Source organism: Melghirimyces algeriensis, from assembly GCF_900182565.1.
Lineage (GTDB): Bacteria > Bacillota > Bacilli > Thermoactinomycetales > DSM-45169 > Melghirimyces > Melghirimyces algeriensis.
Genome location: NZ_FXTI01000002.1, coordinates 338,997 through 351,795, shown reverse-complemented (window position 1 = coordinate 351,795; position 12,799 = coordinate 338,997). Strand labels below are relative to the sequence as shown.

13 protein-coding genes are annotated in these 12,799 nt (G+C 45.2%); 9 read left to right on the top strand and 4 right to left on the bottom strand.

Going from position 1 to position 12,799, the window contains the following annotated elements:
- Nucleotides 1-82: 82 nt before the first annotated feature.
- Entirely contained in the window at nucleotides 83-1,174 is a 1,092-nt protein-coding gene (ftsW, locus tag FN782_RS04840) for a putative lipid II flippase FtsW (protein WP_142504635.1), read from the bottom strand.
- A gap of 199 nt (nucleotides 1,175-1,373) precedes the next feature.
- Between ftsW and rodA the strand changes: the two genes are divergently transcribed.
- From rodA to FN782_RS04825, 3 genes are all read left to right on the top strand, one after another.
- Nucleotides 1,374-2,522 carry a rod shape-determining protein RodA gene (rodA, locus tag FN782_RS04835; protein WP_142504634.1) on the top strand — a complete coding sequence of 383 codons (1,149 nt, stop codon included), beginning with the start codon at nucleotides 1,374-1,376 and terminating at the stop codon, nucleotides 2,520-2,522.
- A gap of 116 nt (nucleotides 2,523-2,638) precedes the next feature.
- The gene (locus tag FN782_RS04830; RefSeq protein WP_142504633.1) at nucleotides 2,639-2,911 is read left to right on the top strand and encodes a hypothetical protein; all 273 of its coding nucleotides are present in this window, start codon (nucleotides 2,639-2,641) and stop codon (nucleotides 2,909-2,911) included.
- A 57-nt stretch (nucleotides 2,912-2,968) separates the two neighbouring features.
- The gene (locus FN782_RS04825) at nucleotides 2,969-3,178 is read left to right on the top strand and encodes a DUF1540 domain-containing protein (protein WP_142504632.1); all 210 of its coding nucleotides are present in this window, start codon (nucleotides 2,969-2,971) and stop codon (nucleotides 3,176-3,178) included.
- A 354-nt stretch (nucleotides 3,179-3,532) separates the two neighbouring features.
- On the opposite strand, the gene FN782_RS04820 is transcribed toward FN782_RS04825, so the two are convergent.
- Nucleotides 3,533-4,765: a cation:proton antiporter gene (locus FN782_RS04820; RefSeq protein ID WP_142504631.1), complete on the bottom strand. Its 1,233-nt coding sequence runs from the start codon at nucleotides 4,763-4,765 to the stop codon at nucleotides 3,533-3,535.
- Nucleotides 4,766-5,432: 667 nt separating this feature from the next.
- Between FN782_RS04820 and FN782_RS04815 the strand changes: the two genes are divergently transcribed.
- The 4 genes from FN782_RS04815 (at nucleotide 5,433) to dacB (ending at nucleotide 8,496) form a co-directional block, all read left to right on the top strand.
- The gene (locus FN782_RS04815) at nucleotides 5,433-6,116 is read left to right on the top strand and encodes a zinc metallopeptidase (RefSeq protein WP_142504630.1); all 684 of its coding nucleotides are present in this window, start codon (nucleotides 5,433-5,435) and stop codon (nucleotides 6,114-6,116) included.
- A gap of 108 nt (nucleotides 6,117-6,224) precedes the next feature.
- A complete protein-coding gene (locus tag FN782_RS04810; RefSeq protein ID WP_142504629.1) occupies nucleotides 6,225-6,743 on the top strand; it encodes a YhcN/YlaJ family sporulation lipoprotein in 519 nt (172 codons plus the stop codon).
- A gap of 116 nt (nucleotides 6,744-6,859) precedes the next feature.
- On the top strand, nucleotides 6,860-7,147 hold the full coding sequence (locus FN782_RS17250) for a DivIVA domain-containing protein (RefSeq protein WP_142504628.1): 288 nt from the start codon (nucleotides 6,860-6,862) through the stop codon (nucleotides 7,145-7,147).
- A gap of 14 nt (nucleotides 7,148-7,161) precedes the next feature.
- Nucleotides 7,162-8,496 carry a D-alanyl-D-alanine carboxypeptidase/D-alanyl-D-alanine endopeptidase gene (gene dacB / locus FN782_RS04800; RefSeq protein ID WP_142504627.1) on the top strand — a complete coding sequence of 445 codons (1,335 nt, stop codon included), beginning with the start codon at nucleotides 7,162-7,164 and terminating at the stop codon, nucleotides 8,494-8,496.
- Here dacB and FN782_RS04795 read toward each other — a convergent pair.
- Nucleotides 8,481-9,377, bottom strand: a complete 897-nt coding sequence (locus FN782_RS04795) for a C40 family peptidase (protein ID WP_142504626.1) — start codon at nucleotides 9,375-9,377, stop codon at nucleotides 8,481-8,483. The genes dacB and FN782_RS04795 overlap by 16 nt on opposite strands.
- A gap of 117 nt (nucleotides 9,378-9,494) precedes the next feature.
- Between FN782_RS04795 and FN782_RS04790 the strand changes: the two genes are divergently transcribed.
- Nucleotides 9,495-11,105, top strand: a complete 1,611-nt coding sequence (locus FN782_RS04790; RefSeq protein WP_185956039.1) for a peptide ABC transporter substrate-binding protein — start codon at nucleotides 9,495-9,497, stop codon at nucleotides 11,103-11,105.
- A gap of 291 nt (nucleotides 11,106-11,396) precedes the next feature.
- Here FN782_RS04790 and FN782_RS04785 read toward each other — a convergent pair whose 3' ends face one another.
- On the bottom strand, nucleotides 11,397-11,981 hold the full coding sequence (locus tag FN782_RS04785; protein WP_342778355.1) for a YqaA family protein: 585 nt from the start codon (nucleotides 11,979-11,981) through the stop codon (nucleotides 11,397-11,399).
- Between the two features lie 180 nt (nucleotides 11,982-12,161).
- Between FN782_RS04785 and FN782_RS04780 the strand changes: the two genes are divergently transcribed.
- Nucleotides 12,162-12,782 (top strand): DUF4190 domain-containing protein, encoded by a 621-nt coding sequence (locus tag FN782_RS04780; protein ID WP_142504624.1) that lies wholly within the window; start codon nucleotides 12,162-12,164, stop codon nucleotides 12,780-12,782.
- The last annotated feature ends 17 nt before the right edge of the window (nucleotides 12,783-12,799 follow it).

Below are 12,799 nucleotides of genomic sequence, written 5' to 3'. Positions count from 1 at the left end.
AGTCAGTGAGCGTGTGAACTGCATCTGTGTGATCGTTCAAAGGGTCCAAAGCAGGACCCTTTTGGTATTTCGGCATCGTTCGTTATTGAGGGTGATGCCGGGAAATATTGAGCAGAATTCCGGAGGCCATCATACAAATGACGAGTGAAGACCCTCCATAACTGATAAAGGGAAGTGGGACACCTGTTACCGGGAGAACGGCAGTAACGACTCCCAAGTTGAACAATGCCTGAATGGAAAACATCATCACAATGCCAATTCCTAATAGAACCCCAAACTGATCTGGAGCTCTCAAAGCAATACGAAGGCCCCGAATGGTAAATATAATGAACAGAACGATTAAAAACGCCCCTCCGTAAAAACCCAATTCTTCTGCGATAATGGCAAAAATAAAATCCGTTTGTGGCATGGGTAAGTAAGCCAGTTTTTGAATGCTGTTTCCCAATCCCTTTCCCGTCAAACCCCCCGGACCAATAGCAAAAAGGGACTGAATGGTTTGAAATCCGCTTCCGGTTTGATCTTTCCATGGATCTGTAAAGATCAGAAGACGTTCTAATCGATAGGGTTCAAATATCATAATCCAGATTAAAAGTGGGATGCCGGCAGAAACCAGGAGGAAAAGATGCTTTATTCTAGCTCCTGCACAAAAAATAACGGTCATGCATGATATGAGAAGAATGACGGTACTGCTGAAATGGGGTTCCAGAAGAATCAGTGCGCACATTAAACTGATCACAATAAGGGGAGGGAGTAACCCCCGCTTAAAGCTGTGAAGCACATCCTGTTTCTTTTCCATGATGGCTGCTGTGTAAATAATCGCTCCGATTTTGGCCAGTTCAGAAGGCTGAAAATTAATCCCGACTGAGATCCATCGAGTGGCATTATTCAATGTTTGTCCAATACCGGGAATAAATACGAGCACCAGTCCCACCAGACTGATGAGCAGGATCACCCCTACATGCTTGCGATAAAGCGTATAGGGGATGTTGGAAAAAACAAAAAGAAAAACCAGACCTCCCAGTGCCCAGAGCAATTGACGCTTAAAATAATAATAGCTGTCCCCATACTTAATAAGCCCGTCATAGTAGCTGGCACTGAAAACCATAACCAGACCGAAGCCCGTTAAAAGAAAAATGGTAAACATCATCCAAAAGTCAGGTTTACGGCGTAGCATAATGGCCTCCCTTGTCAAATATTTGATTTTGGGGATGATTGCGCGAAAAACAACCCGATTTTAGGGTGATTATCCCTCGCCACCACAAACACTTTTTGGTACCATATTCCTGTGAGCAGTTGCTGAGGGTTTAAGCGAAATGTTGACAGTAGCATGTTCTCCAGCGTGATGATAACGGCAGAATCAGGTGTTGATGACAATGAGACTTGTCAAGAAGTTGCGTCAGCTGGATTATCTTTTGCTGTTTCTGATCCTAGTACTGGCGACGATCAGTATCATTGCCATTTCGGGAGCAACACACACAACGGACCCTACCTTCGTGGAAAAGCAAATCTATTGGTATATTTTAGGTATTCTATGTTTGCTGGCTACACTCCTGTTTGATTTCCGTATTTTGGATCAGGGAAGGTTTGTCTATCTCCTTTATGGTTTTGGTATTTTTCTTCTGTTGTTGGTTATGATTCCAGGTGTAGGGATAGAGAAAAAAGGGGCTCAACAATGGCTTTATATCGGAGGGTTGCAATTTCAACCTTCCGAATTGATGAAGTTGATTCTGATTGTGACCTTGGCAAAAGTTTCCCAAGAGGTTAGAAGTTTACCGATTCAAAAGGGGAAGGATCTCTTCCGGTTTTTGGGCTTGTTTTTTCTCCCCTTCCTGTTGATTATCCAACAACCGGATCTTGGAACAGCACTCGTTCTGATAGGGATTATGAGCAGTATCCTGCTTGTGGCGGGGTTGGATTGGCGGATATTGTTGGCTGGAGTAATAGCGGTCGTCGTTTTGGTCGGAGGGATGATGATTCTTTTTTTTACGGATCACCCTCTGTTGCATGTGATTCTTGAAGATCATCAGGTTCAACGGATCGAAACCTTTGTCCATCCGGCTTCCGATCCCGGTGGAGCGGGTTATCAATTAACCCAGTCCATGATTGCCGTAGGGTCGGGGCAGTTGAACGGAAAAGGATTTCAAAACGGTACACAAACACAAGGAAAATGGGTTCCTGAGCCCCACAATGATTTTATATTTGCTGTTTTTGCAGAGGAATTTGGTTTTATCGGAGTAAGCATTCTACTTTGTTCCTTTATATTTCTGGTCTATCGCATGGTCCAAGTAGGAGTTCATTCTGGAGACGCTTTTGGTTCCTGTATTGTGGCAGGAGTGGTGGGGATGTTGGTTTTTCAGGTGTTCCAAAACATTGGAATGACCGTCGGTATGCTTCCGATTACCGGATTGCCGCTTCCCTTTATCAGTTATGGCGGAAGTTCGCTCATTACTCAGATGATGGCAGTGGGGCTGGTCCTTAATGTCGGGATGCATAAAGAAAAAGATTTTCTGTTTATGGATTGAGATTTCACAAAATGAAAGGTGCAAGTTCAGGGTGTTTTTTGATACGATGTTGCTATCAATCACAAGTTGATTAGTGTCACCCTGTAATTCCGGGAATGGTTAAAGGAGGTTAAACAGTGAAGGTAACAAGTGTTTTACTTAACATTAAAGAAGATGATTACGATCTGTATGAGGAAGAGCTGACTCGCCTGGGTTGGACAAAAGTGGGTGACCAGGCCGTTTTTCGCAAAACTTACGGCGATACGGAAGTGGAAGTAAAGGAGCATATTCCAACATTTAGTGCGGATGTTTATCTCACAGTGTCTGCGCGCAATGAAAAAGGGATTACTTTTGAATCGATCAATCAAATCCTTCAAGAGTTAAGGGATGCGGATAATACCCCGGATTAAATCTCCAGTGATGAATCTGCGACCTCCTGCCCATAATGAAGGGTAGGAGGTGAAACAATGCCTGAAGTGAAATGTAGTGTGTCCAACTGTACGTATTGGGAAACAGGCAACAATTGCGGTGCAGATGCCATTATGGTGGATATTGATGAACATGCGGAAAGAGAGTATGACGAGACAATCGGTGGAGAGCCCGTCGATACCGTTCATCAAGATACCGCGGATCATTCAGCGGAAACCTGTTGCCATACGTTTAAACCGAAACAGTAACACAAAAATCACCATGCATCAGTATTGAAAAGCAACGGGTTGGCGTCTGTATTTTTACAGGCGCCAACCCGCTTTTATTCCGTGAGTGTCGTTAAAGAAAACGATCATACCCGCTTTGGGAAGTTTTATTACTATAAATGGAGATGGATTCACACGGAGTTTCACTTTAAGACTCTTCGTTCTTATAGTTAGAAAAATGTATATGTTCTCACTTCAATTACAGGTCTGGTGGTGATTATTACCCTGATGATATTCAGTATCATATCCCTATACACGAAAAGTAATTGATGTTAAAACACATAAAAACACCCCTTAAAGTGATTTTGTGTCTACTTTAAGGGGTGTACTTCGGTTTTAGGAGTTCTTTTTGGCCACTTGTTTTTTATCGGAAAAAACGGCTTTAAGGATGGGAGGAGTGACCAAAGTGGTGACCAGTACAATGATAACCGTTACCGTAAACAATTCTTGATCAATTAGGTTTCGAGTAAGTCCAATGGAGGCGATAATCAGTCCCACTTCGCCCCGCGCAATCATTCCGGCACCAATTCCCGTGGAGCTTCGTAAGTTAAAGCCAGCCAGCTTGGCACCTAATCCGCCACCGATCAGTTTGGTGAGAACGGCTACAAGGGAGAGTACAACCATCAGCACCAGGAGATGACTGGTAAGACCGCTCACTTCGGCGGTAACACCGATGCTGACAAAGAATATGGGAACGAAGAAAGAAAAGGAAACAATTTCTATCCGTTCAAATAGCTCTGTCCGGTATTTGGTCAAGCTAAGCATTAATCCGGCGAAGTATGAGCCAACAATTCCGGCCAATCCGAACATCTCGGCGAAATAAGCAAAACCGAGAGCTGCAATGATCCCGAATGTCAATAAGACTTCGGTAGTCATCAGGTTGGCTGCCCATTGAAACAGTCGAGGAAGGATATATCGTCCGATCAATAGAGTCAGGACGAAGAAGAGAACGATTTTCACCAGAAGGATGACGATCGCCATCACACTTCCTTCACTTTCTCCACCGGCGGCAAATCCGGTAACGACCGATAGAATGATCAGGCCGAGGATATCATCCAGTACGGCCGCACCCAAAATGGTTATACCTTCCTTGCTCTGAAGCTTTCCCAGTTCCCGCAAGGTCTGCACGGATATACTGACGCTGGTAGCGACCAACAGGGTTCCGATAAAGATCGCCGTGTGGTATTCATATCCAAACATAAGACCCACAGCAAAGCCGAAGACCAGCGGAAAAACCACTCCGCCCACTGCAACGAGAGAAGAACCGAAAGCGGTCTTTTTAAATTCATCCACATCCGTTTCCAGACCGGCCAGGAACATGAGCAATATAACACCAACTTCTGCCAATTCCTTGATCAAACCTGGATGTTCGGGGTCAATATGAAGCCAGCCCAGAAGGGTGGGACCGAGAATAATCCCCACCAGGAGCTCTCCAAAAACGGAAGGCTGCCCAATTTTTTTACTGAAGTGACCCGCCAACTTGACGGAAGCGAGAATTAACACGAGTTCCCAAAGAAACTGCCAATGCTCCATTTTTTCAAGGTCTACGAATTGTTCTAAAAGGTCCATCTCCTGCCTCCTTCAAACGAACGAATTGTCTATAACCATTTTAGCAGAGATTTACCCCATGTTCACGATATAGTCCCAAGTTGTTCACTGGATGTTTACATTTGTCCATACCTGTTATATCCTACAAAAAAACACATCATTCGGGAGGGATTGCCTGTGGGTAAATCTAATATCGGCATCTGGATCATCCTCCTTTTGGTGATTATTCTAGTAGGTGGCATTGCGTTAAGCTTTATGTAGTCCAATTGACATATTTAAAAGGAAAGTCCAATTGTCGATGTGATATAATAATGTTGAGGGAACAAATCATTATTCCGGACGAGGTGTTGGAGTTTGTGTTACAGGAATTTCCAATGGATGTTTTTCGCCGTTGTAATTGTTTTGTTCCCTTCTGAACCAGAGGTTGCTTATGTCAGTCCAAAATGGTCCGGACGGTTGGAGCATGAGGATGTCAAACCCCGAATGTATTTGCAAAAGCTTAGAAACAAATTGGCTCACCGGTCCCGGATCTGGGTTCGGCAACGGATATTATTCTTTCATGCTATAAAGTATCAGTTAAAAAAAATTTGGGTGACCCCCAGAAGATTCCAAGGGGACACATTTTGAATAGAAAAGAGCCTTTAAATGACAGGTTACTTTACTATGGAACAGAAGGAGATATGCGGAAATGAATATCAATCTATTTATGCTTCTGCTCGTTTTCGCGGCTTTTGGCTTGGTTATTTGGGCTCAGTTCCGGGTCAAGGGAAGTTTCAAAAAGTGGTCCAAGGTTCGGGCATCCTCCGGAATGACGGGTTATGAAGTGGCCCGAAGGATTCTGGATGATCATGGACTGCACGATGTCGGTGTGGAACCGGTTCGAGGGCAGTTGACAGACCATTATGACCCCATTACCCGGACGGTTCGGCTTTCTGAGCCTGTCTATCACTCTGATTCCATCTCTGCCATTTCTGTAGCATCTCACGAATGCGGGCATGCTATCCAACACAAGGAAGCTTATGGCGCTTTGGTGCTTCGTCATCGAATGTTTCCGGTCTCCAACTTCGCTTCCGGAATTGCCCCCTTTCTGTTGATCGGAGGGCTGTTGTTGGGAGCTTCCGACCTGTTCGGCTTGGGAATTCTCTTGTATGCAGTGGCAGTTGCTTTTCAGGTGGTGACATTGCCGGTTGAGTTTAACGCCAGTAGCCGGGCGAGAGCGATTATGGTGAACGAAGGATTTATTCGCAATGAGGAAGAGCGTGGTGTCGGCAAAGTTTTGAATGCAGCGGCTCTCACCTATGTAGCCAGCACGCTCTATGCACTGCTTGAGTTGTTCCGCTTTGTATTGCTGTTTCTCAGCAGTGATGAATAAGGAGGTAAAAAAAGCCATCGATTAATCGATGGCTTTTTTGTATGCATACTTTTTTTATCCCCGCTTCATACTATGCTTGACTCTTCAACATAAAGGAGAGAATGAATAATGCGCAAATCATTGAAAGGAATGTTGCTCCTGACATCACTTGGATTGATCCTTACTTCCTTTGGTTGTGCGGCACCACAAAGACCAGAGGAAACCCGCCAAGGTGTGGAGCGACCAGATAATCCGCAACGGGTTCGTTACAATGATCAGGCAGATCGTGATATGAACCGCAACCGAGTGGGTCAAGCTATGCGGGTTGCCGATAATGTTGCCGATTCTGTGGCCCGTTTGGATGCCGTAGACTCAGCCACTGTAATGGTGACTGATCGCACCGCTTATGTCGGGGTCATGTTGGAAAATGATTATAATGGGGGCATGACCAGCAAAATTAAAGATCGGATATCCAAACGCGTTCGAAAGGTAGACCCAAGTATCAATCGGGTTTTTGTTTCTGCCAATCCTGATTTTGTGGACCAGATGGGAGATTATGCACGGGATCTTCGCAATGGTAGGCCTGTTTCCGGCTTGATGCAACAGTTTACTGACTTGGTAGAGCGCACATTTCCTGCGGCAAGATAACGCAGTTTATGTACCGGCCTCAAGGTAGAGGCCTTTTTTTTGTTTATTTTTTCTTGAATTCTTCTAAAACTTACCGCTATGATAACATTAAAAACAGAGGGAGGGGAGAATAAACGATGCGTGTGACACCTGAGGATATTTTTAAAAAAGAATTTAAGAAATCCATGAGGGGATATGATGTGGACGAAGTCAATGAGTTTCTAGACCAGATCATCCAAAGTTATGAGGAAGTTTTGGAGGAAAATAAAGAGTTGAAACAACAACTAAACAGTCCCAATCAACATTCCAAACGATTGAAACGGGTTCACCCTGAAGAGAATCAGGATCAAATCCTGCAAGAAATTATGAGACGACTGGAGCATTTGGAGCAGAGAATGCAAATCAAATCATATCCCGACCGCTGAAGGAGGTATAGTGGATGGGAGAGCTGGATGATTTGTTCAAGCCAATGCTTAAACATTGGTCCAATCATTCCGGAGAAGAGGGCGCACGTGTGGGATGCGCTCTCGTTTGTTTACAAAGTGATCGTCGATGGGAACTGGATGGGCATAAACGTTTTGTCCCGGCTTCCAACAATAAAATCTGGACAACCTTGATGGCTTTGAATAAATTGGGACCAGAATATCGCTGGATCACCAAATTTGGGATTCAAGGGGGAACGTTGTACATTCAGGGCGGAGGAGATCCGTCATTTGATGAAGCTGCGGCATTTCAGGTGGCTCAATCCTTCAAAAAGCAGGGAGTGAATAAACTTCAAGGGCCGGTAATATTGGATGACAAACGGCATCAGGATGCTCCCTGGGGAACCGGTTGGATGTGGGATGATTTGTCTCAAGGGTATTGTGCTCCGGTTCATGCGTTGATCATGGAACGAAACCGGATTACTTTCCATTTAAACCCTTCATTGGATCAGCCTCAAATACAGCGTATTTCTCCGCGACTGTGTCAAGCATGGGCAAAAGTAAATCTGCATTGGAGTGACGACAAGGATGCTGAACCAAATATCTTTCAACGATCAGGCTCTGGGCAATATCGTTTGGAGGGGGAGGTTTTTCGCGGAGATCCAATGGTTCAGGTTGCAGTGGCTTCTGGTCCCAATTTCTTTGCAGAGGTTTTTTTAAATGTGATGAGAGAATGCGGAATAAACGTCTCTGAAAATATTCAGGTAATACCGGGGTCATTTCCAGATCAAGTGGATCAAATCATGCTTTGGAAGTCTGCTCCTTTAAAAAGCATCTTGCCTTGGGTAAATCAGGACAGTGATAACCTGGTGGCGGAAATTCTGCTTCGTTCATTAAGTCTGAATGATCAGAATAACCTGTCTCTGCATGAAGGGATTCAACGGTTGAGACAGGGATGGGAGGAAGAGAGCGTTCGGCCTCCGGATGCTTTTGTGGATGGATCGGGTTTGTCAATGTATAATTTATCCACTCCGAACGCTCTTCTGGAAGCTTTGATCTGGGCCTGTCAGGAACATCCCTGGTTTTCGGTCTGGATCAACAGCCTGGCTTGCTATGGTCACAGCGGAACATTGAAAGATCGAAAAATGGAACTGCCGGAAAAAGTGAAAGTGGTAGCAAAGACCGGTTCATTGACTGGGGTAAAAAGTTTGTCCGGTTATTTTTTGTTCAATGGAGAACCGGCTTATGCGTTTTCTCTATTGATCAATGGCTTGTTGAATGAGAAAAACGGCGAACAACTGCAAGACCAATTTATAAAGCTGGTTGCATCAACAGTCTACTCATCATCATAGCGTGTGCCTTTGCAAAATTCGCTGTGATAGGGTTCATCAGAGAGCAAATTGATTCGAACCGGTTGGCCAGTTTGGGGAGAGTGGATAAAAGAGTGTTCCCCGATGTACATACCTACATGGTGAATCGATCCCTTCCCCTCATCATAGGCGAAAAATACCAGATCCCCAGGAGTCAGCTTCTCTCTTTCGACTGGCTTTCCATATTGAGCCTGGACAGATGCATCCCGTGGAATTTGAATTTCTCCTGCTTCAAAGATGCGGTACATCATTCCGGAACAATCAAAACCGAAAGAAGAAGTTCCACCCCAAAGATAAGAGAGTCCCAAAAATTTCTTTGCCATCCGGATGCGATATTCAGGAGAAGCTTTTTGCCTCCGGACAAATGTGATATCGCTTTTTGGCAGTCGCCCGGTCTGTCCATCCGGGGACAAGACAACCACTTCTTGTTCACAGTCATCCATGATCGGAAGCTTGGTCATAAAGCTTATCGTCAGCTTTCTTCCAGAATCCATGGTTAGAATGGAACGGTTGGCTATGACCTGGACGAGAGTGTTTTGTTTCCAATTGTGATGATATTGGATATCAAAAGTGAGCTGACAGGAAGGAACCCAGCCGGGATATCCCAGGGAATGCTTTGGACTCAATTGGTCGGGAACACAAACGTGACACCAACCGTTTTTCTCCTCAAGAACCTGAACCGGCTCTCCATACAAAATTTGGGATTCCAATCTTCCCACCAATCCTCTCCGTTCGGATGGAGTCATGGAAAGCCACTCTTTCGCATTGATGGGGTGAACCAAGGACGGCTGATCAATCTCCCGAACCTGTTCAGGGTCAAGCCAAAGGTTGACAAATGGCTCTCTGGCATAACGGAAATTCATTACTTATCATCCCTCCATTCACCTAAGATTTTATTACATAAAAGGAAGGAATGACACGCAAGAATAGAGAAAAAATTAAGAAATATTTTGTAATATAGGCCTGGGAGGATGATAGGGATGAGGGTTTACCGGATGGGTATGGTGGTTTTTTTTCTCATCTTCAGTTTATTTATTGCTGGATGTGGTGGGGGAGATTCCGATGCAGGCTCAGAGAACAACAATCAGGTGTTGAAGTTGAATATCAGCGGGGAACCGACATCGATTGACCCTGCCAAAGCGTTTGATGGTGATTCCATGGAGGTGGTAAACAACCTTTTTGAGGGGCTAACCCGACTGGACGAAAACAGTCGGCCACAATTGGCGGTAGCGGAAAAAATCGATCAGTCAAAAGACGGACTTACCTATACAATTACATTAAGAAAAGACGCCAAGTGGTCCAACGGTGAGCCCGTAACCGCTCATGACTTTGAATATGCCTGGAAACGGGTGATGAATCCAGATACCGCATCGAGTGCCTCTTTCCTGATGTTTTTCATTAAAAATGCGGAAAAGTATAACGCAGGGGATGCAGATGCAGATCAAGTGGGGGTAAAGGCGCAGGGGGACCGGACATTGGTGGTGCAATTGGAACAGCCGACTTCTTTCTTTCAACAATTGATCGCTTATACTCCGTTTGCTCCGGTTTACAAAAAGGGCGTGGAAGCGGCTGAGAATCCCTTTGCTGAAGCAGCTGGTATTGTAAGTAATGGACCTTTTAAAATCACAAAATGGAAGCATGATGCTTTTATTGAGGCGAAAAAGAATAAACAGTATCGAAAAGCGGATGAAGTGAAATTGGCAGGGATTAAGTGGTCCATGATTACTGATGATACGACGGCCTATCAGATGTTTAAACAGAAAGAACTGCACTTGGGTGAAGCCCCTCCTCAACTTCAGGGACAATTGATTCAACGGGGAGAAGCCAAGGTAACAAAGGGTTCTGGTCTGGGGTTTTATCGGTTTAATGTGAAAGAAAAGCCATTTACCAATAAAAAAATACGGCAGGCATTCGCCTTGGCTGTGGATCGTCAAATGATTGTCAAAGAAGTGGTGCAAGGGAAACAAGAGCCGGCTTATGCGTATGTTGCACCGGGGACAACTTCTCCGATCGGTGATTTTCGCAAGAGCGGAAAGAACTATATCCGTGATCGTCAATATGATCGGGCGAAACAGTTATTGAAAGAAGGCATGGAGGAAGAGGAATGGGAAAAGCTGCCTCCCATAACAATCCTGTTTAGCAAGGATGAAAAAAACAAAAAAGTGGCGGAAGCCATCCAGGAAATGTGGCGAAAGCATCTGGGTGCAAAAGTAAAGTTGCAGGCGAAAGAAACAAAGGTATACTTTGCAGATCAAAAGAGCGGAAATTACATGGTATCCTGGTCCAGTTTTTTGCCAGACTATAATGACCCCTACAATTATTTGGAGAGTTTTCAGACAGGTCATTCCATGAACCGAACCGGATGGAGCGATTCGGAATATGATAAGCTCTTAAAACAGGCACGCCTGGAGACCGATGAGAACAAACGGATAAAACTGCTTCACCAGGCAGAAGAACGCCTTTTGGAAGAAATGCCTCTGTTCCCTCTTTATTATTACAATAATATCATCCTGCAACACCCGGAAGTGAAAAATGTCATCCGACATATTGTCGGTCCGAATGATTACCGTTTTGTGCAAATTCGGCAATAGGGGCTCTGATAAACAAAACACCCGAATGGATCGGGTGTGAGACTGCTGACAAAGATAAATAAGAAGGGGATATCCGGTGGAGCATCCTTTTCCGACAACCCAGCGGAACCCCTGGAGGTCCCAACCGTTTAGCGGACAAGCTGCTTTTCCCTTTTGTCCGCTGGTTGGGACCGAAGGGGGTGAAGCGGACTGATTCCACTTCTTTGCTGGAGGAAAGAGATGCGGAGACGGAAATCCCCTCTCCCCCACTTTGTCATTAACCTTACACCCGAATGGGTCGGGTGTTTTATTTTAGTGTTGAACTTTTTTTCTTTTTATCAATTGCCAGATCAGTACGATAACAAGAATGGCCCCTGCCACTGAAGCGGTAATTAATCCCAAGTATTGATCGATAAATTCTCCGGCTTGTTTGCCTAAAAATGCGATGATGGCGCCTTCAAGAAAAAAGCGGGCTCCTCTGCCCAAAAAGGACCATAAGATGACTTCACGGATTCGAATTCGGCACATTCCTGAAGCAATTGTAAAGACCTTGTAGGGAATAGGCGTAAATCCTGCGATGGCAAGGGAAAACCCACCATATTGTTCAAAATATCCTTCCACTTTTTTAACGGTTTCCTCTTTAAAAAAACGAAGCATGATGGGACGGCCCAATTTTCGACCGATCCACCATCCCAAAAGTGCCCCAGCCACTGAAGAAACAGTGGTGATCAATGCATACCACCAAGCCATTTCCGGCTGGGCGACACCCAGGGGAATCAACAGAGCCTCTGGGATTATAGGGAAAAAAGAGGATTCTGTAAAGGAGACGACAATCAGTCCCCAAACTCCGTACTCCATAAACCATTCCACCATCACATCGATCCACTCTGAGATCATGAAAACCCCGACTCCTCCCACGAATAAATAACCTTTTTTATCTTAGCACGCCATGATTTTTCCAAACAAGCATCATGGTGCGAATTAGACCGGAGGACGTATGCTCCCCCTATAAACTGCCAAAATACCTGTCCGCCTTACGTACATACTATATGTAAGCCCGATGAAGGGGGGATGGATATGAGTAAAAAGAGGAAGCGCCGAAATCATCAGCCGGAAAAAGTAACCCGAATCGGTCGTTCTGCGGATGAAGTGGAATTTGGCCAAGACTTGGCTTCCGAGGAATTTGCAGCGGACGAGGTAACGTTTGGTGGAGATGAGGAGACACCTCGTTTTGCTGCGGATGAAGTGGAATTTGATCGGGAGTTGGCATCGGAAGACCCTGGTTTGGTGGGTGCAGTCAATGTTCCAGGTGCAGGATTGAATGAGCCGGATGGCGGTGAAGAGCTCCAAAGAAAACACCGTGATGACCGCTTGCGACAAGCTGAGGATATTCCTGGTCAACCGGATGATGTGGAAGCAGCCACTGAAATGGCTCCCGCTCCAGATACAGTAAACCGTGAAGGAGAACGTGGCGAAGATTTGGAGGAAACTCAGAATCAAGGGAATGGCCTTGGAACGATCAGCATCATATTGTCGGTGTTATCGTTTTTCTTCGTACCATTTCTGTTAGGCTCAGCCGGCATTGTACTGGGTATTATAAGTGGCCGTCGGGGGAGTGTGCTCGGTTGGTGGGCTGTTGGATTGGGTGTGGTTTCCGTCATTTTGACAGCCTTTATCGCTCCGATTGCCGGTTTTTAGCAAATGTAAAAGGGCTC